This window comes from Microbacterium kribbense (assembly GCF_039537285.1).
Taxonomy (GTDB): Bacteria; Actinomycetota; Actinomycetes; order Actinomycetales; family Microbacteriaceae; genus Microbacterium; species Microbacterium kribbense.
In genome coordinates this window covers 169,689-189,557 of record NZ_BAABAF010000003.1, presented here as the reverse complement: position 1 = coordinate 189,557, position 19,869 = coordinate 169,689, and the positions used below count along the sequence as shown (strand labels likewise).

General features: G+C 71.7%; 17 protein-coding genes. 12 read left to right on the top strand and 5 right to left on the bottom strand.

Going from position 1 to position 19,869, the window contains the following annotated elements; all coding sequences use genetic code 11:
* Positions 1-40: 40 nt before the first annotated feature.
* Complete coding sequence (locus ABD705_RS05415) at positions 41-589, bottom strand: TetR/AcrR family transcriptional regulator (RefSeq protein WP_344781333.1); 549 nt, start codon at positions 587-589, stop codon at positions 41-43.
* Between the two features lie 70 nt (positions 590-659).
* Here ABD705_RS05415 and ABD705_RS05410 point away from each other — a divergent pair, with 70 nt between their 5' ends.
* Positions 660-1,076 carry a hypothetical protein gene (locus ABD705_RS05410; RefSeq protein ID WP_344781331.1) on the top strand — a complete coding sequence of 139 codons (417 nt, stop codon included), beginning with the start codon at positions 660-662 and terminating at the stop codon, positions 1,074-1,076.
* Between the two features lie 21 nt (positions 1,077-1,097).
* Here the strand turns inward: ABD705_RS05410 and ABD705_RS05405 are convergent, their stop codons facing one another.
* Genes ABD705_RS05405 through ABD705_RS05395 form a run of 3 tightly spaced genes read right to left on the bottom strand, consistent with a single transcriptional unit; the run spans position 1,098 to position 4,789 of the window.
* Positions 1,098-2,738: a DNA repair helicase XPB gene (locus ABD705_RS05405; RefSeq protein ID WP_344781329.1), complete on the bottom strand. Its 1,641-nt coding sequence runs from the start codon at positions 2,736-2,738 to the stop codon at positions 1,098-1,100.
* A gap of 11 nt (positions 2,739-2,749) precedes the next feature.
* Entirely contained in the window at positions 2,750-4,522 is a 1,773-nt protein-coding gene (locus ABD705_RS05400; RefSeq protein ID WP_344781327.1) for a helicase-associated domain-containing protein, read from the bottom strand.
* Positions 4,523-4,789 carry a multidrug ABC transporter ATPase gene (locus ABD705_RS05395; protein ID WP_344781325.1) on the bottom strand — a complete coding sequence of 89 codons (267 nt, stop codon included), beginning with the start codon at positions 4,787-4,789 and terminating at the stop codon, positions 4,523-4,525.
* Between the two features lie 109 nt (positions 4,790-4,898).
* On the opposite strand from ABD705_RS05395, the gene ABD705_RS05390 reads away from it, so the two are divergent.
* Both ABD705_RS05390 and ABD705_RS05385 read left to right on the top strand, forming a co-directional pair.
* On the top strand, positions 4,899-5,279 hold the full coding sequence (locus ABD705_RS05390; RefSeq protein WP_344781323.1) for a cold-shock protein: 381 nt from the start codon (positions 4,899-4,901) through the stop codon (positions 5,277-5,279).
* Positions 5,263-5,988 (top strand): DUF3027 domain-containing protein, encoded by a 726-nt coding sequence (locus ABD705_RS05385; RefSeq protein ID WP_344781321.1) that lies wholly within the window; start codon positions 5,263-5,265, stop codon positions 5,986-5,988. Before ABD705_RS05390 ends, ABD705_RS05385 begins: the two co-directional genes overlap by 17 nt.
* Before the next feature lie 9 nt (positions 5,989-5,997).
* Here the strand turns inward: ABD705_RS05385 and serC are convergent, their stop codons facing one another.
* Positions 5,998-7,116, bottom strand: coding sequence for a phosphoserine transaminase (gene serC / locus ABD705_RS05380; RefSeq protein WP_344781319.1), 1,119 nt, complete (start codon positions 7,114-7,116; stop codon positions 5,998-6,000).
* Positions 7,117-7,232: 116 nt separating this feature from the next.
* Here serC and ABD705_RS05375 point away from each other — a divergent pair, with 116 nt between their 5' ends.
* The 9 genes from ABD705_RS05375 (at position 7,233) to ABD705_RS05335 (ending at position 19,776) form a co-directional block, all read left to right on the top strand.
* Positions 7,233-7,934 (top strand): iron-dependent transcriptional repressor DtxR, encoded by a 702-nt coding sequence (locus ABD705_RS05375; RefSeq protein ID WP_344781317.1) that lies wholly within the window; start codon positions 7,233-7,235, stop codon positions 7,932-7,934.
* A 221-nt stretch (positions 7,935-8,155) separates the two neighbouring features.
* Positions 8,156-9,040, top strand: a complete 885-nt coding sequence (locus ABD705_RS05370; RefSeq protein ID WP_344781315.1) for a M23 family metallopeptidase — start codon at positions 8,156-8,158, stop codon at positions 9,038-9,040.
* 295 nt (positions 9,041-9,335) lie between these two features.
* A complete protein-coding gene (locus ABD705_RS05365) occupies positions 9,336-9,833 on the top strand; it encodes an HNH endonuclease (protein ID WP_344781313.1) in 498 nt (165 codons plus the stop codon).
* Positions 9,834-9,976: 143 nt separating this feature from the next.
* Positions 9,977-13,048, top strand: coding sequence for a 3-phosphoshikimate 1-carboxyvinyltransferase (aroA, locus tag ABD705_RS05360; RefSeq protein WP_344781311.1), 3,072 nt, complete (start codon positions 9,977-9,979; stop codon positions 13,046-13,048).
* Complete coding sequence (locus tag ABD705_RS05355; RefSeq protein WP_344781309.1) at positions 12,993-14,189, top strand: acyl-CoA dehydrogenase family protein; 1,197 nt, start codon at positions 12,993-12,995, stop codon at positions 14,187-14,189. Before aroA ends, ABD705_RS05355 begins: the two co-directional genes overlap by 56 nt.
* Positions 14,186-15,031, top strand: coding sequence for an SDR family oxidoreductase (locus ABD705_RS05350; protein WP_344781307.1), 846 nt, complete (start codon positions 14,186-14,188; stop codon positions 15,029-15,031). Before ABD705_RS05355 ends, ABD705_RS05350 begins: the two co-directional genes overlap by 4 nt.
* A gap of 4 nt (positions 15,032-15,035) precedes the next feature.
* Positions 15,036-17,105, top strand: a complete 2,070-nt coding sequence (locus tag ABD705_RS05345; RefSeq protein WP_344781305.1) for an oxidoreductase — start codon at positions 15,036-15,038, stop codon at positions 17,103-17,105.
* Positions 17,102-17,629: a hypothetical protein gene (locus tag ABD705_RS05340; protein ID WP_344781303.1), complete on the top strand. Its 528-nt coding sequence runs from the start codon at positions 17,102-17,104 to the stop codon at positions 17,627-17,629. Before ABD705_RS05345 ends, ABD705_RS05340 begins: the two co-directional genes overlap by 4 nt.
* Before the next feature lie 50 nt (positions 17,630-17,679).
* Positions 17,680-19,776 (top strand): bifunctional polysaccharide deacetylase/glycosyltransferase family 2 protein, encoded by a 2,097-nt coding sequence (locus ABD705_RS05335; protein WP_344781301.1) that lies wholly within the window; start codon positions 17,680-17,682, stop codon positions 19,774-19,776.
* Positions 19,777-19,869 lie beyond the last annotated feature (93 nt).

Here is a 19,869-nt window from a genome sequence, read left to right as displayed (position 1 = left end):
CGTCGTCGGCTGCGGCGAGGCACCCGTCGGAGTGCCGCCCTCACGCGGCCAGGCATCCCAGCACGGCCCGCTCGAGGGTGGGCCGGACCGGGATGCCGGGAGCCACGGTGAGCCGGTTCACGATGATGCCGGCGCACACCGCGAGGACCGTTCGGGCTGCAGTGTCCGGGTCGGGCGCGCCGAGCGCTGCCAGCAGATCGCGCGTCCACTCCTCGAACATCGACCGCTGGGTGCGCATCGGCGCCTGTGCGCCCGGGGCGGCCGTGGTCTCGAAGAACAGCGCGTAGCGCGCACGGGTGCGCACGGCATGCCGGCCGGTCGCGTCGTCGACGAGCCCCGCGAGGATGTCGACGATCTCGGCGGCAGTGCGGGCCGGGGCCATGGCCGCGCTCAGCTCCGCCCGCTCCTGCTCGGCGATCCACACGACCACCCCGGCCACGAGTGCGTCCCGCGTGCGGAACCAGTTCGACGTCGAGCCCTTCGCCAGGCCGGCCGCGGCATCCACGCGCACGTGCGTGAGCGAGCGCACGCCCTGTTCGCCGACCAGCCGGACGGCGGCGGCGAGGGCGCGGTCACGGGTCGTCCCCATGAACCGGACTCTAGCACGGCGCACTACCTATGTAGTGACAAAATACTATGGACGTAGTACTCTCTCCGGCATGGGGTATTTGGTGCTGGTCGCCTGGGTGATCCAGGCGAGTTTCGGGGTGACGCTGCTGGTCTCGTGGGCGCGGCACGCGCGCGGGCAGGATGGCGGTCTGGTGCTGCCGCACGCGCTGATGATGGTCGCCTTCCTGGCGCCCTGGACGGCGTTCGTCGCGACGGGTCTGTCCGTGTGGGCATGGGTCGGCTTCGGCGTGCTGACCGCCTTCATCGGGTTCGGCGACGCGGCGATGGTGCGTCGGGCGCGTGCGCTGCGCGGCGAGGGCAGCCGGGGACTGCGCGACTACTTCCCGGCGATCGGGGTGGCGACCTCGGGTGCGCTGGGTCGGCGCACGAACTTCCACATGTGGTTCAGCCCGGTGGTGTGGCTCGGGTCGCTGGCCGTCGCGATCGTGGCCACCGCCGCCGTCTGAGGGCGGGCCGGCCCGATTGCGCTACGCGGCGACCTGATCGGCGTCGAGGATCGTGTAGCTGTAGCCCTGCTCGGCGAGGAAGCGCTGCCGGTTCTGCGCGAAGTCCTGGTCGACGGTGTCGCGGGCGATCAGCGTGTAGAAGCTCGCGGTGTGCCCGGTCGTCTTCGGACGCAGCAGGCGCCCCAGGCGCTGGGCCTCTTCCTGCCGCGAGCCGAATGATCCCGACACCTGGATCGCGACGGATGCCTCCGGCAGATCGATCGAGAAGTTCGCGACCTTCGAGACCACCAGCACTTCGATCTCGCCGACCCGGAACGCCTGGTACAGCTGTTCGCGCTCGTCCACCGGTGTCGCGCCGGTGATCTTCGGCGCCTGCAGCGCGTCGGCGAGGACGTCGATCTGATCGAGGTACTGGCCGATCACGAGAATCCGCTCGCCGGCGTGCCGGGCCACCAGGTCCTTGACGACGCCGATCTTGGCGGGCGCGGTGGCGGCGAGCCGGTAGCGCTCGTCGTCGGCGGAGGCCGCGTACTCCAGCCGCTCGGCGTCGGGCAGGTCCACGCGCACCTCGTAGCACGCGGCGGGGGAGATGAAGCCCTGCGCCTCGATCTGCTTCCACGGCGCATCGAACCGCTTGGGGCCGATCAGGCTGAACACGTCGCCCTCACGGCCGTCCTCGCGCACCAGCGTCGCGGTCAGTCCCAGGCGCCGACGCGCCTGCAGATCGGCGGTGAGCTTGAACACCGGCGCGGGCAGCAGATGCACCTCGTCATAGATGATCAGGCCCCAGTCCAGCGCGTCCAGCAGCGCGAGATGCGCATACTGCCCCTTCCGCTTCGCGGTCAGGATCTGGTAGGTCGCGATCGTCACGGGCTTTATCTCCTTGACCTGGCCGGAGTACTCGCCGATTTCCTCCGCCGTCAAGGTGGTCCGCCGCAGCAGCTCGTCGCGCCACTGCCGGGCGCTGACGGTGTTGGTCACCAGGATCAGCGTCGTGGTCTTCGTCTGGGCCATCGCCCCCGCGCCGACCAGCGTCTTGCCCGCTCCGCAGGGCAGCACCACGACGCCGGACCCGCCGTGCGTGAACGTGTCGATGGCCTGGTTCTGGTAGGGCCGCAGGTGCCAGGCGGCCTCATCCAGCGCGATCGGGTGCGGCGTTCCCGGCGTGTACCCGGCGAGATCCTCGGCCGGCCAGCCGATCTTCAGCAGCTCCTGCTTGATCGCCCCGCGCGCCCAGGCGTCGATGACGAACGCGTCCGGGGCGGGATGGCCGATCAGCAGCGGCCGGATCCGCTTGTTCTTCGAGACCTCGGCCAGCACCGCGGCATCCGTCGACCGCAGGATCAGAGTGCCCTCGTCGTCGCGCTCGATGACCAGCCGTCCGTACCGGTGCACCGTCTCGCGGATGTCGACCGACACCGACTGCGGCACCGGGAACTTCGAATACCGCTCCAGCGTCGCCAGCATGTCATCGGCGTGATGCCCGGCCGCGCGGGCGTTCCACAGTCCGAGCCGGGTGATCCGGTAGGTGTGGATGTGCTCGGGAGCGCGCTCCAGCTCGGCGAACGTGGCGAGCTCATGGCGGGCGCTCTCGGCGTCGGGGTGCGCCACTTCCAGCAGCACGGTGCGATCGCTCTGCACGATCAGGGGGCCATCAGCCATAAGGATCGATTCTACCGGTCGGTGCTGTGCACCGGCACATCGGGGCCGGCCGGACGCACCCCCAGGATGTGCGAGACCGGCAGGGTGCGCTCCACATCGCCGGTGCGGTCGCGCCCGCGCAGCCGGCCCCCGCCGAAACCGGTGGCCGCCATCGTGTACTCGCGCTGAGAGCCGTCCGGCAGGCGCACCGTGACGGTGACCTCGCTGTGGCTGCGCGCCGCCTGGTCGAGCTCGCGCGTCAGCCACGCGGCGTCCGCGTCGCCGCGGCTGCGCGCCAGCAGCCCTTCGGCCAGGGGCAGGAGCCGCGCGGCCGGGTCGGTGCGCCCGGGAGTCGGCACCGGGGGCAGGCGCCGGCGCAGCGATTCGACGTCGCCGGTCGGGCCGACCGCGACGACCGGGTAACGGGCATCGGCCAGCGTCCAGTACACGGCGTCGCGCGAGACCCGCGACAGCAGTCCGTCCCCATCGGCGACCAGCCCGATCGAGCGCAGCGACTGGTCGACGGCGATGGTCTGCAGCAGGTGCCCGTCGGTGCTGCGCACGCGGGTGCGGCCGGTGGCCTCATCCGGGCCCACCCGCACCAGCCCGTGCCGGGCGCAGGTCTGCTCGATCAGGTAATCCAGCGGCTGCGGGATGGATGTCAGCGACAGGTCGGACAGGAACGCGCGCAGCGACGCCGCATCCTCACCGGCGGCAACGGCGGCGGCGATGGACTCGGCGGTGAACCGGTAGCTGGATGCCTGTGCGCCGGACTCGCGCACGGCCATCGTGCGCAGCCGCAGATCGAGGGCAGAGCGCAGCGGACCGGGCGCGATCGCCGACAGATCGGCCTGCAGGTAGATCGTGTCGATCTCGGTCGGCAGGTGCGCGGTCAGGGCGTCGGCGTCGCCGGCCGCACCGGCGCGCAGCGGGGCGGTCCAGGCCGGCTCGGTGCCGTCGGCGGCAGCCAGACCCCAGCGCACCGTGCGGCGCCGCAGCCGGGCCAGCGCAGCGGGCCATTCGGCGGCCAGCGGCAGCGCACCGGGCCAGGTGCCGATGGCGGTGAAACCGCCGTCGGTGGTGCGCAGCGCCGGCGGCAGGCTGTCCCGCCAGCCGGCCGCGACAGCGGCCCAGCGCTCGCCGAGGCTGCCGGGCAGCCACCCGTCGCCGGCATCGGTGACCCGCCAGTGGCGATCCACCAAGACGAGCAGCCCGGTGTCGGCGGCGAGGGTGAGCAGGTCGTCGAGCTCGTCGGCACCGCCGACGACCCCGGTCTCGATCAGGCGGCGCCGCTCGGCGGCGGTGACCGCTCCGGCGCCGGTGACCGGCAGCGGCTGGTCGCGGCAGAGCGCGACCAGGTCGGTCAGCGACCGCACGGCGGCTGCGGCGCGTTCGGCCGTGGCCGCGGCCACCGGCTCGGCGGTCGGCACGGTGGCCGACGGCTGCGGCTCGGCCGTCGCGTCCGGGTGCTCGGCGAGTGCGGCGCGCAGCCGGACGGCGACCGCGCCGAACGGGCGACCGTCCTCGCGCAGCAGGCCGAGGGCGGCCAGGACCGCCAGCTCGGGGCCCGCAACGGCCGCATCCGAGCTCGCAGCGGCGTCCAGTGCCCGCACCGCGGGGCGCGCGAGTGCGGCCAGCGCGTGGTCGAGGGAGGCAGCGTCCAGCATCGCTTCGGCGGCGTCGAAGCAGTCCCGCCAGGTCACCGACGCGGCTGCGCCGCGCGCATGCAGCAGCCCGGCGAGGCGGGCAGGCTCCTGGCCGGCCAGCGAGATCGCCAGTGCACGCGCGTCGGAGATGTCGGCCACTCAGTGCGCCTTGTTCGCGCGCGCCCTCCGCACGAAGCTCATCACGACCACCGTGATGATGAGCAGGAACGCCACGATTGGCGCGATGTAGACGAGGATGCCGACGGCCGGCCAGATGCCGGTGTTGAAGTGCGCGTGCATGCCCGAGCCGATCAGGATCGCGAAGAAGCACAGCACGGACAGCACCAGCAGGCCGAGGGCGGTGAAGGAGAGGATCCGGTCGATGCGACGGACCGGGACATCTGCGGAAGGTGTGGGCGCGCTCATCTGTTTCAGCCTACTCGCCGTGCCGTAGGCTGGGATGCGGACCTGCGGGTCCGCATCCCCAATTCGACGCCTGCCGCCGTGGCAGGCGTCCCGTTTCAGCGAGGTACTCATGCCCACCGGCAAGGTCAGGTTCTACGACGAGGAGAAGGGCTTCGGCTTCATCGCTTCGGATGACGGTCAGGATGTCTTCCTGCACGCCTCCGCCCTCCCCGCCGGCGTCGTGGTGAAGAAGGGCAGTCGGCTCGAGTTCGGACTCGCCGACGGCCGACGCGGCCCGCAGGCGCTGTCGGTGCGGCTGCTGGAGGCGCCGGTGAGCCTGTCGAAGCGCTCGCGCAAGCCGGCCGACGACATGGCGATCATCGTGGAGGACCTGGTCGGGCTGCTCGACGGCATCGGCGGAGACCTGCGCGCCGGCCGATACCCGACCGGCGCGCACGCCAAGAAGGTCGCCGCACTGCTGCGCAAGGTAGCCGATGACTTCGACGCCTGAGGAGTTCGAGGACGAGGGCCTGATCGCCGGATCGGACGCGCCCGAAGAGGTGTCCGCGGCACCGGTGCCCGAGCAGGCGGAGCCGGTCGTGCCCGACGAGCGGCTGCTGGAGGCGCACGATCTGGCGCTGGCGGCACTGCACGAGATCACCCGGCCCGAGACCGTCGGAGCGCCGGCGGGCCACCGCGTCGAGGCCGACGGCGTCGTCTCGCTGCGTTTCGCGAACACGATGCCGGGGTATCCGGGCTGGTTCTGGACGGTGAGCCTGGCGGCGGTGGGCGATGCCGAGCCGACCGTGCTCGAGGTCGAGCTGCTGCCCGGTGAGGGTGCGCTGCTGGCGCCGGATTGGGTGCCGTGGGCGGTGCGGCTGGCCGAGTACCAGGCGCAGCAGGCGGCTGGCGCCGACGCCGGCCGGACGGAGGCGGCCGACGAGGACGAGTCCGGTGACGGCGCGGCGGATGACGTCGATGACGATGACGACCTCGACGAGGACGATCTGGATGCCGCCGACTTCGATGACGACGGCTCGCCGATCCTGCATTCCGGCGATGTCGACGGTGTCGACATCGACGAGCTGGACGACTCCGTCGCCCACGACGGCGACTCGGATGCGGATGACTCGGACGACGAGGACGACTCGGACGACGAGGACGATTCGGACGACGAGGACTCGGACGACCCCGCCGGCCAGGAGGACGACGAGGACTGACCTCGGCCGTCAGGCGCCCAGGTGCGCCACGGTGTAGTCGATGCAGCGGGTGAGCGCACGCACGTCGTCCGGCTCGATCGAGACGAACGTCGCGATGCGCAGCTGGTTGCGGCCGAGCTTGCGATACGGCTCGGTGTCGACCACGCCGTTGGCCCGCAGACTCGCGGCGACGGCCGCGGCATCCACCGACTCGTCGAAGTCGATCGTGACCACGACCGGTGACCGGTCGGCGGGCTTCGCGGCGAACGGCGTCGCGAAGTCGGATGCCTCGGCCCAGTCGTACAGCACACCCGACGACTCCGCCGTGCGCGCACCGGCCCAGGCCAGCCCGCCCTGAGCGTTCATCCAGCGCACCTGATCGTCCATCAGCAGCAGCGTCGCCAGCGCCGGAGTGTTCAGCGTCTGGTTCAGGCGCGAATTGTCCACCGCCGTCTGCAGGCTCAGAAACGCCGGAATGTACCGGTCCGACGCGGCGATGCGCGCGATCCGCTCCAGCGCCGCGGGCGAGACGGCGGCGAACCACAGCCCGCCGTCCGAGGCGAAGTTCTTCTGCGGCGCGAAGTAGTACACGTCGGCGTCGGCGATGTCGAAGTCGATGCCGCCGGCGGCGCTGGTCGCGTCGATCACGGTCAGCGCGCCGTCGTCGCCGTGCACGCGCTGCACCGGCGCCCAGACGCCCGTGGAGGTCTCGTTGTGCGGCCACGCATAGACGTCGACGCCCTCGCTGACCCGGACCTCGGAGCGGGTGCCCGGCTCGGCGCTGCGCACCTCCGGCGCCTGCAGCCAGGGTGCGGCGGCGGCCTTGGCGAACTTGCCGCCGAACTCACCGAACACCAGGTTCTGTGCACGGTGGGAGATGAGGCCGAACGAAGCGGCATCCCAGAACGCCGTCGAGCCGCCGTTGCCGAGGATGATCTCGTACCCGTCCGGCAGCCGGAACAGCGCGGCCAGCTGCTCGCGCACGCTGCCGACCAGATTCTTCACCGGCGCCTTCCGGTGCGAGGTGCCCAGGATCGCCGCCCCCGGCCCGGCCAGGGCGGCGACCTGCTCGGGGCGTACCTTGGACGGGCCGCAGCCGAATCGACCGTCGACGGGCAGGATCTCGGTGGGCAGCACAACGTGGGTCATGGGTCGATTCTAGGCGGGCACGGCGGCGCGCTCCGGGCGTATGACGGGCCGCGCACGGGTGACCGGCGGGGGCTCAGATTAGGCTGGCAACACATGGCTGACACGGAGAGATCGAAATGACCGACCTGATCGATACGACGGAGATGTATCTGCGCACGATCCTCGAGCTCGAAGAGGAGAACATCGTGCCGTTGCGCGCGCGCATCTCGGAGCGGCTGGGGCATTCCGGCCCGACCGTGTCGCAGACCGTGGGTCGAATGGAGCGCGACGGCCTGGTGGTGGTCTCGGACGACCGGCGCCTGGAGCTGACCGATGCCGGTCGGCAGAAGGCCGTCGATGTCATGCGCAAGCACCGCCTCGCCGAGCGGCTGCTGTCGGACGTGATCGGGCTGGACTGGGCGTTCGTGCACGAAGAGGCCTGCCGCTGGGAGCACGTGATGAGCGAGCAGGTCGAACGGCGTCTGATCGAGCTGCTCGGCCACCCGACCGAATCGCCCTACGGCAACCCGATCCCGGGGCTCGACCAGCTGGGCGGCGTCGCCTCGATCCAGTTCGAGCAGGGCGTGATCGGGCTGGTCCGCAAGCTGGATGCCGCAGGCGGGCCCATCCGCGGCACGGTGCGCCGGCTCGCCGAGCCTGCCCAGGTCGACCCCGAGCTGCTGGAGCAGCTGCGCGGCGCGGGCGTGCTGCCCGGCGCGACCGGCGACTACCGATACAGCGAGGGCTACGTGCTCGTGCAGATGGACGGCGGCGCCGAGGCGCTGGAGCTGCCCGTCGAGGTCGCCTCGCACATCTTCCTGATCGACGAGGCGAGCTGACTCTCGGCGTGTTCCCGGCACGGGAACGTGACATATTCGTTACCTTCCGGTAACCTCGAAAAGTCCACCGGCGAGAAGCCCGCCACTGGATGCCGCAAGGATTGCCTCTCCGGCTCGTCGTTCCTGCGGTCAATGCGATACGTACGTCCCGATGTGCGTGTTCATGATTTCCGACGAGCCCGTGTCCGGCCCCGGCCGGAGGCGGAGGCCAGGAGGACAGCTTGGCCGAAGACACCGGCGCATCCGCGCTCGAGCCCGACGAATCACACACCGCACTGACGCGCACTCGCCGCGGACTTCGGATCGCGGCCGCCGCCGCGCCGGCGACGCGGACCCCTGCCTCGCCGAAGACCCGCACCCGCAGGTCTCCGCTGCGCCGCCTGGCCGTTTTCGGTGTGGTCGCCGCGCTGGTCGGAACCGTCGCCGTGCCGGCGATCGCCGCCGCCCGGTCCGCCCCCGAGGCCCAGACCATCCAGCAGATCGCCGCCGGCGACGCGCAGTCGCTGGTCGTCGCCTCCGCCGCCGATGCGACGGCATCGCTCTCGCGCGACAGCTATGCGGCCACGACACCGGCCGAGATCTCGAAGCAGAAGGCCGAAGAAGCCGCTGCCGCACGGGCCAAGCGGGCCGCACGGCTGGCCTCGTTGAGCTCGTCGTCGGGATCCTCGGTCTCCCGCCTCAACCTGAACATGACCGGGCCCGGCTCCGGCGCCATCCGCTGGCCGCTGGCCACGGTCAGCCACATCGGCGACGGCTTCGGCGCCCGCGGCGGCGAGCACCAGGGCGTCGATCTGCTCGCCCCCGGCGGCACCCCGATCTTCGCCGCGACGTCGGGCACCGTGAACGTGTCCAGCGAGAGCTACTACGGCTATGGCGTGGCGATCACGATCGACACCGTGATCGGCGGCACGAAGGTCACCACGGTCTACGCGCACATGCGCTACGGCAGCCGTCAGGTCGCGCACGGTCAGCACGTCGACGTCGGTCAGCTCATCGGGCTGGTCGGCAGCACCGGGCGCTCCACCGCGAACCACCTGCACTTCGAGGTGATGCTCAACGGCACCCATATCGATCCGCTGGCGTGGCTGCGCGCCAACGCCGGCTGACACATCCGTTCGACACGCGTCGGTGCGGGGCCTGCCCCGCACCGCGAGGGTTAGTCTGTTCCCGGACGCTCGGATCACGCGGAGGGAAGCCGATGGGCAGCACACCACGCATTCGCACCATGGATGCGCTCGGCCTGCTCGTCCTTCGGCATCAGGAGAACGGATGCCGCACCCTGGGTGCGGCCTACCGGCGCCGTCGGTGAGACGGCGCCTTTTTTCATGCCCTCGGTGAGATCTCTGCGCCCGCTGGTCGAATGTCCCCGAAGCCGTCGGGGACCGTTCGTGAGGATGGCAGATGCGCACACTGGTGCTGAACGCAGGATATGAGCCGCTGGCGGTCGTCTCGTTCCGCAGGGCCCTGGTCCTGGTGATGAACGAGAAGGCCACCGTCATCGAGCACGTCGAGGGCGATCCCGTCCGCGCCGCGCATGCCGCCTACGACAGACCCGCGGTGATCGTCCTGACCCGATACGTGCGCGTGCCGGATGCGCGGCACGTGCCGGTGACCCGCCGCGGCGTGCTGCGCCGGGACGGCTTCCGATGCGCGTACTGCGGTACCACAGCGGGCACCGTCGACCACGTCGTGCCGCGCTCGCGCGGCGGCGCCCACTCGTGGGAGAACCTGGTCGCGTGCTGCCAGCGCTGCAACAACGCCAAGGGCGCGCGCACCCCTCAGGAGATGTCGTGGGTGCTGCATGTGGCGCCGCATCCGCCGCGCGGCGCGCACTGGACGGTGCGCGGTGCGGACCGCGCCGATCCGTGCTGGGAGCCGTATCTGGCGCTCGCCGCCTGAGCCCGAATACGACCCGGGCGGCCCGCCGGAGGGTGCCTGCGCCCGCCCGCGCAGAAGAGTATGTTCGGTGCTGGCAGGTCGCCGACGCTCACTGCCGAGGTGCATGACCAGTAGGCGATCTATGCCGGAACGGAGGCCGACTCATGTATCTGTCAGTGGCGGGAAGTGCCGACCGGGTGCACGGAACAGTGCAGGTGCCGAACTCGAAATACCACGCGCACCGGGCACTGATCCTGGCATCGTTGGCTCCGGGCACGAGCCGGATCACCGGACTGAGCGACGCCAGGCACGTGCAGTACACGGTCGGCGTGCTGCGCGCGCTGGGCATCACCGTCGAGGTCGACGGCGATACCGCCGTCGTCCACGGCGGCCGGTACCGTCCGCACCGCGACCACATCAACGTCGGCAGTTCGGGCACCACGCTGTACTTCATGGTGGGCCTTGCGGCACTGGCCGATCGAGACCTCCTGATCACCGGGCAGAAGTACTTCGACCACCGACCGATCGGCCCGCTGCTGCGCGCGCTCGGCGAGATCGGCGTGGACGCCTCGTCGCCCACCGACTGCCCGCCCATCCAAGTGCGCCACGGGCGTCCCACCGGCGGCACCGTGCACATCGCCGGCACCCTGTCGCAGTGGATCTCGGCGCTGCTGCTGATCGCGCCGTTCGCGACCGCGCCCACCTCCGTCATCGTCGACGGCCCGTTCAACGAGCGCAGCTATGTCGAGCTGACCGTCCGGATGATGGCGCAGTTCGGGCTCGAGGTCGTCGCCTCGCCCGACGGGCGCCGGTACGACATCGCACCGCACCAGTGGGCGCATCCGGCCGACCTGCACCTGCCGCCCGACATCGGCTCGGCGGCGTTCGGGCTGGCCGTGGCCGGCATCCGCCCCGCCGACGTGCTGCTGACCGGCCTTGCCAGCATCGACCCCGCCGACATCGACCACCCCGAGGCCGAGTTCCTCCGGATCGTGCACGAGATGGGCCTGCCGATGGCCGTGGACGCCGCGGCCGGCGGCGTGCGCATCACACACGACGGCCGGCGGCTGCAGGCCGTCGAGGTCGACTGCCGTGACGTCCCCGACATGCTGCCGGTGCTGTCGACGATGGCGGCGCTGGCCGAGGGTGAGAGCGTCTTCCACCACGTCGAGCATGTGCGCCTGAAGGAGTCCGACCGGGTGCACGCCATGCTGCAGCTGAATGAGATGGGCGGCCGACTCGACTTCGACGGCACCGACCTGCGCATCCAGGGTGTCGAGAGGCTGCACGGCGCGCATCTGTCCTCGTTCAACGACCACCGGGTGCTGATGTCGCTGGCCGTGGCCGCATCCGCGGCATCCGGCCGATCCACGCTGACCTTTCCGACCGCGTACCGCATTTCGTATCCGCAGTTCCTCGACGCGATGGGCGAGCTCCACGTCGATATGCAGGTCGAGCAGGGTCCGGCCCGACCCACCGCCCGGCGGCTGCCGCCCGTGGGCACCGCCGCCGCCGCCGGCCAGGTCACCGGCGCCGAGTGGATCCGCCGCTGGGCGAAGGAGCGCCCGCACTCGCTGGCCCTGGTCGATGCCGCGCCCGAGCGCACCACCCGGATGACCTGGGCCGAGCTGGACCGGGCCGTCGACAAAGCAGCCGCGCTGCTGCTGGACTTCGGCGTCGCCGCCGGCGACCGCGTGGCCGTGCAGCTGCCCAACTGCAGCGGCTTCGTCGTGATCTCGGCTGCCGCCGCGCGCATCGGCGCGGTGATCTGCCCCATCATGCCGATCTTCCGCCAGCGTGAGGTCGCCGTCGCTCTGAAGCGGTCGCACGCCAAGGTCGTGGTCGTCGCCGACAACTTCCGCGGACGCCAGCACGACGCCGAGCTCGCCGAGATCCTCGACGACCCGGCCGAGGCCGAGTTGGCGGTCGAGACGGTGCTGGTGCTGCACCTGACGCCCGGAGTCGCGCACATCCTGCCCTCGTGCGCCAATCCGGATGTGGCCTGGCACGCCTGGCACCGGGCCGCCGCCTGGGCGCAGGTGGATCGGGCGGCGCTGGATGCCCGTGCCCCGAAGCCGCAGGACCCCGCCCAGCTGCTGTTCACCTCGGGCACCTCGGGCGAGCCCAAGGGAGTCATCCACCGCCACGAGAGCCTCAGCCGGGCGGCCTGGATGGAGATCGAGCAGCTGCCGCTGAACTCCACCGATGCCGTCTACGTGCCCTCGCCGCTGGCCCACCAGACCGGGTTCCTGTACGGCATGTGGCTGGCCTGGGTGCTCGGCGTGCCGCAGATCGTGCAACGCACCTGGAACCCGACCCAGGCCCTCGAGGTGCTGAACGAATGGGAGGGCACCTTCGTGCAGGCGGCCACGCCGTTCTTGACCGACCTGGTCCGCGAAGTCGAGGCGGGCGCGCCCGCGCCGCACGCACTGCGGATCTTCGTGGCCACCGGCGCCGCCGTGCCCCGTGCGCTCGCCGAGCGCGCCACGCGGGTGCTCGGCGCCACCGTGTGCGGTGCCTTCGGCACGACCGAGACCGGGCTGGCCGCACTGGGCAGCCCGGCCGACCCCGCGAGCAAGGCCTGGGGCACGGACGGGCGTGCGCTGCGGGGCGTGCAGCTGCGCATCGTCGACGACGACGGACGCCGGAGCCCGGACGGGGTCGAGGGCAACTTCGAGCTCACCGGCCCGACCGTCTTCGACGGCTACCTCGAGCGCCCCGACCTGACCGCGGAGGCCTTCACCGCCGACGGCTGGTACCGCACCGGGGACCTCGCTACGATCGACGACGGCTACCTCCGCATCACCGGGCGCGTGCGCGACGTGATCAACCGCGGCGGCGAGAAAGTGCCGGTCTCGGAGATCGAGCAGCTGCTCTACCGGCACGACGCCGTCGGGGACGTCGCGATCGTCGCGATGCCCGACCCGCGGCTGGGCGAGCGCGCCTGCGCGTTCGTCGTGCTGGAGCCGGGACGCACCCTGACGTTCACCCAGATGCAGAGATACCTCGATGACGCCAAGGTGAGCAAGAGCTACTGGCCCGAGCGACTCGAGCTCGTCGACAGCCTGCCGCGCAATGCGGTAGGCAAGGTGCAGAAGTTCGTGCTGCGCGAACAGGCTGCCGGCCTGACACCACAGCGGCTCGCTGCCGTACCCCACACCGACCGGGAGGAAACCCTCGATGACGAACACCCCGATAACGCCCGATGGACGCGGAAGCCGCATCGGCGAGCCTGAATACGACCGACTGCTGGCCGAGGTCGCCGAGTGGGTGCGCGGGCCCGGCGAGGCCTGGGCCGAGCGGATCGAGCGGACCGACGCGGTACCGGCGGAGCTGTTCGCCGAGCTGAAGGCCTTGGGCTACCTGAGCATGGCCGCGCCGGTGCAGCTGGGCGGGCGGGGCCTGTCATTCGACCAGTGGATGGGGCTGATGGAGATCTTCTCCCGCTCGCACGCCTCGATCCGGATGCTCGTGCACGTGCTCAACGGCACCTGGCGCGCGATCAACCCGCACGTCACCGACATCCAGCGCGAGCGGTTCGTCATCCCGATGATCGCCGGCGAGCTGCTCGTGGCGTTCACGCTCACCGAACCGGGCAACGGCACCGGTGCCGACTTGACCACCACGGTGCGACGCGAGGGCGACACCTACTATCTGAACGGACGCAAGCACCTGATCACGTTCGGGGTGCACTGCGATTATTGGCTGCTGTTCGCGCGGCTGGAAGGCACCTCCGGCAAGGACGGCGTCGTCGGACTGCTCGTCGACCGCGATGCGGCCGGGGTGACCGTCGAGGACACGTCGAACACGATGGGCGTGCACGGGACCGACCACGCCAGCCTCACCTTCGTCGACACGCCGGTGCCGGTCGCGCAGCGGCTCGGCGAGGAGGGCGACGGGCTGAAGATCGCGCTGGGCGGATTCCTCACCCCCAGCCGCATCTCGGTGGCGATGAGCTGCGTGGGACTGGCCGAGCGCGCGCAGGAGCTCGCGATCGAGTACGCGACCGGGCGCGTCACGTTCGGCAAGCCGATCTCATCACGGCAGGCCATCGCCTTCATGATCGCCGAGAATGAAGCCGACATCCAGGCGGCCAAGCAGCTCACGCTGCACGCCGCCCGGGAATGGGAGCGGGGTGCCCCCGAGGCGCCGGCGCTCTCGTCGATGGCGAAGCTCACGGCGGTCGACATGCTCACCCGGGTCACCGACAAGGCGCTGCAGATCCATGGCGGCATCGGATACTGGAAGACCTCGGCGATCGAGCGCGTCTACCGGGATGCCCGCGCGCAGCGCTTCGAAGAGGGCACCAACGAGATCCAGAAGACCGTGATCGCCCGCGCCGTGCTCTCCGGCGCCGCCGGCAAGGCCGCCCGGTGAGCGCGCCGGCCGCAGACCCCGAGGCGGGGGAGTACGCCGGCAAGGTCGCCCTGATCACCGGCGCCTCCCGCGGCATCGGCCGCACGCTCGCGCTCGAGCTGGCCGCCAAGGGCGCCGCCGTCGTGGTCAACTTCCGCACGAACGCCGATCTGGCCGATGAGGTCGTCGCGCAGGCGCGCAGACGCGGCGGCGACGCCATCGCGGTGCAGGCCGACGTGGAGAACCCGGAAGACATCGTGCGGCTGTTCGACGCCGTCGCCGACCGGTTCGGCCGGCTCGACTTCTTCGTCAACAACGCCGCCGCCGCCGCCTTCAAGCGCATCATGGACCTGAAGACGCACCACCTCGACCGCTCGTACGCGATGAACGTGCGGCCGTTCGTGCTCGGCGCGCAGCAAGCGGTCACCCTGATGGACCGGGGCGGCCGCATCGTCGCCGTCTCCAGCTACGGCAGCCGGCGCGCCTTCGCGACATACGCGGCCCTGGGCTCCTACAAGGCCGCGGTGGAGTCGTTCATCCGCTTCATGGCGGTGGAGTTCGCCGGCTACGGCATCACCGTCAACGGCGTCAACGGCGGGCTCATCGAGTCGGACTCGCTGGAGTACTTCTACTCGGTGCCGGGGATGGCGCCGATGCAGAAGGTGATCGACGCGATTCCGCTGGGCCGGCCCGGCACCGTGTCCGACATGGCCGACGCGATCGACTTCCTGCTGTCAGACCGCGCGGGCTACATCACCGGGCACACCATCGTCGTCGACGGCGGCCTGACCGTGGCGGCACCGCCGTACTGGCACGACACGTCGGACCCGCTCGGACTGCCGCCGCGGCCGACGCGGGACTAGCGAGGTGTCCGGGACCGCCGCGCGCTATCCGAGTGCGCAGACGCCGGTGACGATCGGTGCGCTGACGCTGCCGCACCGGGTGCTGATGGGCTCGATGCACCTGAACCGTGAGACCGGGGATGCCGCGGCCCTGGCCGCGTTCTATGCCGAGCGGGCGCGCGGCGGCGCGGCGCTGATCATCACCGGCGGCGCCGCGGTGAACCGGGTCGGGGCCGGCAGCGCCGGATACACGCTGCTGGACGATCCCGCGCACCTGGCGACCTGGCGCGTCGTGGTCGATGCCGTGCACGAGGCCGGCGGGCGCATCGCACTGCAGCTGTTCCACGCCGGCCGCTACGCGTTCGAGTCGTCGTTCTCGCTCACCCCGGTGGCCCCGTCGGCGGTGCACAGCCGGTTCTCCGGCGCCATGCCGCTCGCGCTGGACGAGGCGGGCATCGCCGCCACGATCGACGACTTCGCGGCCGGGGCGCGCACCGCGATCGCACTCGGCTTCGACGGCGTCGAGGTGATGGCATCGGAGGGCTACCTGCTCAACCAATTCGCCTCGCCGGTGACGAACCTGCGTGATGACGCGTGGGGCGGCGACGCGGTCCGGCGACGCGCCTTTCCGCTGGCCGTCACCCGGGCGGTGCGCGCGGCGATCGGCTCCGCGCCGCTGATCGTGCGCATCTCCGGCGCCGATCTGGTGCCCGGCTCGTCCACGCCCGAAGAAGTCGACGCGCTCGCGGTCGCGCTGGCCGGCGCCGGCGCCGATGCCCTCGACGTCGGCATCGGCTGGCACGAGGCGCGGGTGCCCACGGTGCAGTCGATGGTGCCGCACGGCGCGTTCACCGACGTGTCCGCGCGCATCCGCCGCGCCCTGGCGCGCTCGGGTGCGCCGGTGCCGGTGATCGCCGCCAACCGCATCAACGCGCTCGCCCAGGCCGAGCGGGTGCTGGCCGACGGCGCGGCCGACCTGGTGTCGATGGCGCGGCCGTTCCTGGCCGATCCGCACATCGTCGCAGACTCGTTCGCCGGACGCCAGGAGCGCGTCAACGTCTGCATCGGCTGCAACGAGGCATGCATCGACCGCTCGTTCGGGCTGGAGCCGATCTCATGCACCGTCAACCCCCGTGCCGGGCGCGAGCTCGAGTTCCCCCTCGCACCGCAGCGCCCGCGCGGCCACCGCGCGCGCATCGCCGTCGTGGGCGCCGGCCCCGCCGGAATGGAGGCGGCACGCGCCGCGGCGTTCGCCGGAGCGCAGGTCACACTGTTCGAGGCGGCACCGGCCATCGGCGGGCAGTTCCTGCTGGCCGGCGCCGTGCCGGGCAAGGAGGACTTCCTGCAGACCGCCCAGTCATTCGAACGGGTGCTGGACCGGCTCGACGTCGACGTGCGCTGCGGCCGAGCGGTCACCGCGGCCGATCTGGCCGGGTTCGCGCACGTCATCATCGCCACCGGCGTGCTGCCGCGACGGGTCGATCTGCCGGGCGCCGACGGGCCGAACGTCATCGACTACGCCCAGGCGTTCGCAGGCCTGGCGCAGCTGGGCGCGCGGATCGCCGTGATCGGCGCGGGCGGGATCGCCGTCGACCTGGCGCACCTGCTCGTCGAGGGCAGGCCGCCGGACGGCGCGGATGGCTCCCAGGACCGTGACCGGTTCCTGATCGAGAACGGCCTGCGCACCGGCATCCTGTCCCCGCCGGCCCGGCAGGTGACGATCATGCGCCGGTCGGGACCGATCGGAGCGGGGATGGGGATGTCGACCCGCTGGGCGGCCGTGCAGGCGATCCGCCGTCGCGGCGTGCGCACGCTGACCGGAGTCGGCTACCACGGCATCGAACCGGGCGGGGTGCGCATCGAGATCGACGGCGCCGCCGAACTGATCGCGGCCGACGTCGTCGTGATCGCGGCCGGTCAGACACCGCGGGCGCAGTTGGCTGCCCAGTTGGCCGAGCGCGGCATCGCGCACACGCTCGTCGGCGGAGCGCGCGAGACCGCGGGGCTGAACGCGGTCGCCGCGTTCGAGCAGGGGCTGCGCGCCGGCGACGCCGCCGCGCGGGCCAGCCGGGTGCAGACGGCGGAGGTGACATGACAGGAACAGCGCAGACGCGCCGCAGCCGCCGCGCGAGCGCAAGCACGGCGCGGCCGGCCGCCGGCATCCCGGTGTTCCTGGACACGACCGGACGCAGGCTGCGTCGGGTCCGCGTCGCGGCGGGCGCGGTCGTCGCCGCCGCGCTCTGCTACGCCGTGCTGCTGGTCAGCGCGATGGTCGGCGGCCCGACCATCGATGCACCGTTGCTGCCGCAGCCGCCGTCGGCGGCGGGCACCGCGACCACGCCCGCACCGCAGCCGAGCGCCACGCACCCGCACCCGGCCGCACCGAAGAGCCGCACACCGGCTTCGCCGCCGGCCACGACCCCCGCCACGCCACCCGCCGCGCCGCAGATCGTGTCGGCGACGACGGCCCCGTCGGCGACGCCCGAGCCCGCGCCCGCAACGGTGGCCAGCCCGGCCCCGAGCGCGACGCCCGCGCCCGGGAGCACGCCGGGCACCAGCGGCAAGAGCGCCGCCGCGCCCGGGCAGACCCGGCGGCCGACGCCGCCGTCCCACCCGTGACTCTGATTCCCCGGTCGCCGCGCGGTCGCACGCGCACGCACGGTCGCCGGGTGCGTGCGCACTGGATCGCGCTGGCCGTGCTGATGGTCATCGTGGCCACCGCCCTGCTGCTGCAGGGATACCTGCATCACCGTGCCGGCATCTCCGACGATGCCGCCGTCGTCGTCTCCAGCGCCGGTCAGGTGCCGCAGGCGGTGCGCGACGGGCGCGCGGTGATCGACGCGCGCGCCGCGCAGGTGCGCACCACCGGACCGGCGCGCCGGACGATCGCGCTGACCTTCGACGACGGACCCGACCCGACCTGGACTCCGCAGATCCTCCAGGTGCTGCGCAGACACGGCGTGCATGCGACGTTCTTCGTCGTCGGAAACGAGGTCATCGACCACCCCGAGCTCGCGCGCGCCATCGTCGCGGACGGCAATGAGATCGGCATCCACACCCTGACCCACACCGATCTGGGGCAGGCGCCCGGGTGGCAGCGGGCCATCGAGCTCCAAGGCGCGCAGCAGGCGCTGATCGCGGCGACCGGCCAGACCACGTCACTGCTGCGCCCGCCCTACAGCTCCACCAACAGCGCCGTGACCGATGCGTCGTACAGCGCCATCCGCTACGCCGCGGCCCGGGGCTATCTGACGGTGCTCTCCACGCAGGACAGCGAGGATTGGCGGCGCCCCGGCGTGGCCGCGATCGAAGCCAACCTGCAGCCGCGTGGCACAGCCGGCACGGTCGTGCTGATGCACGATGGGGGCGGCGATCGGTCCGAGACGGTCGCCGCGCTGGACGCGATGCTGACGCAGTGGGCCGAGCACGGCTATCGCGTCACCACGGTGGGCGATGCCGTCGGGGTCGCGGACACGATGCACCCGGCGGATCCGCGGGAGCAGATCGGGGCGACGGCGCTGGTGTGGGTGGTCCGGGTCAGCGAGGCCCTGGTCACGGTGCTGGTCTGGGCGCTGATGATCAGCGGGCTCATCACCCTCGGTCGGGCCCTCCTGGTGATGACCACCGCTGTGCGCCATGCGCGCACGTCCCGGCGCCGGCGCCGGTGGCGGCAACCGGCGGTCACGACAGAGGCGGTCACGGTGATCATCCCGGCCTACAACGAGGCAGCGGGGATCGAGGCGGCGGTGCGCTCGATCGCGGCGTCGTCGCATCCGGTGGAGATCATCGTCGTCGACGACGGGTCCACCGACGACACCGCCGCGCGCGCCGCCGCGCTCGGACTGCCGCAGGTGCGGGTCATCCGGCAGGCCAACGCCGGCAAGCCGGCCGCGCTGAACACCGGACTGCATGCGGCTTCGCACGACCTGATCGTGATGGTCGACGGCGACACCGTGTTCGAGCCGCAGACCGTCGCCCGACTCGTCCAGCCGTTCTCCGACCCCGCCGTCGGGGCGGTGTCCGGCAACACGAAGGTGGCCAACCGTCAGGGGATCCTCGGCGCCTGGCAGCACGTCGAGTACGTCGTCGGCTTCAACCTCGATCGCCGGATGTTCGACGTCGCCCAGTGCATGCCCACGGTGCCGGGCGCGATCGGCGCGTTCCGGCGCACGGCGCTGGCCCAGGTGGGCGGGGTCAGCGACGAGACCCTGGCCGAGGACACCGACCTGACCATGGCCCTGTCGCGCGCCGGCTGGCGGATCGTCTATCAGGACGACGCGCTGGCGTGGACGGAGGCTCCGCAGACCCTGGGCGCGCTGTGGCGGCAGCGGTATCGGTGGTGCTACGGCACGCTGCAGGCCATGTGGAAGCACCGCGGTGCCGTCGTGCAGGGAGGCCAGGCCGGCAAACTCGGCCGCCGCGGTCTGGGCTACCTGCTCGTGCTGCAGGTGCTGCTGCCGCTGTTCGCGCCCGTCGTGGATGTGTTCGCGGTGTACGGCCTGATCTTCCTGGACCCGGTGCGGATCGCGCTGGTCTGGCTGGCGTTCCTGGCCCTGCAGGTGGTGATGGCCGCGTACGCGCTGGTCCTCGATCGCGAACCGCTGCGGGTGCTGTGGGTGCTGCCGCTGCAGCAGTTCGTCTACCGGCAGCTGATGTACCTCGTGGTGATCCAGTCCGTGTTCACCGCGGTCGCGGGCACCCGGCTGCGCTGGCATCGGATGGAGCGCTACGGCACCCTGCGGGTGCCGGCCTCCGGCGACTCCTGATTCACGGCGACAATCGAACATAGCAAACGGATATGTCCTCTTGCAATGTCGGAAGAGGGAATTATCGTCGTTCTCACAGTAGAGAATCTAGAA

Coding starts and splice junctions, on each gene's coding strand:
- ABD705_RS05415 (WP_344781333.1), bottom strand. CDS start 589: ATGGGGACGACCCGTGACCGCGCCCTCGCCGCCGCCGTCCGGCTGGTC.
- ABD705_RS05410 (WP_344781331.1), top strand. CDS start 660: ATGGGGTATTTGGTGCTGGTCGCCTGGGTGATCCAGGCGAGTTTCGGG.
- ABD705_RS05405 (WP_344781329.1), bottom strand. CDS start 2,738: ATGGCTGATGGCCCCCTGATCGTGCAGAGCGATCGCACCGTGCTGCTG.
- ABD705_RS05395 (WP_344781325.1), bottom strand. CDS start 4,789: ATGAGCGCGCCCACACCTTCCGCAGATGTCCCGGTCCGTCGCATCGAC.
- ABD705_RS05390 (WP_344781323.1), top strand. CDS start 4,899: ATGCCCACCGGCAAGGTCAGGTTCTACGACGAGGAGAAGGGCTTCGGC.
- ABD705_RS05385 (WP_344781321.1), top strand. CDS start 5,263: ATGACTTCGACGCCTGAGGAGTTCGAGGACGAGGGCCTGATCGCCGGA.
- serC (WP_344781319.1), bottom strand. CDS start 7,116: ATGACCCACGTTGTGCTGCCCACCGAGATCCTGCCCGTCGACGGTCGA.
- ABD705_RS05375 (WP_344781317.1), top strand. CDS start 7,233: ATGACCGACCTGATCGATACGACGGAGATGTATCTGCGCACGATCCTC.
- ABD705_RS05365 (WP_344781313.1), top strand. CDS start 9,336: ATGCGCACACTGGTGCTGAACGCAGGATATGAGCCGCTGGCGGTCGTC.
- aroA (WP_344781311.1), top strand. CDS start 9,977: ATGTATCTGTCAGTGGCGGGAAGTGCCGACCGGGTGCACGGAACAGTG.
- ABD705_RS05355 (WP_344781309.1), top strand. CDS start 12,993: ATGACGAACACCCCGATAACGCCCGATGGACGCGGAAGCCGCATCGGC.
- ABD705_RS05340 (WP_344781303.1), top strand. CDS start 17,102: ATGACAGGAACAGCGCAGACGCGCCGCAGCCGCCGCGCGAGCGCAAGC.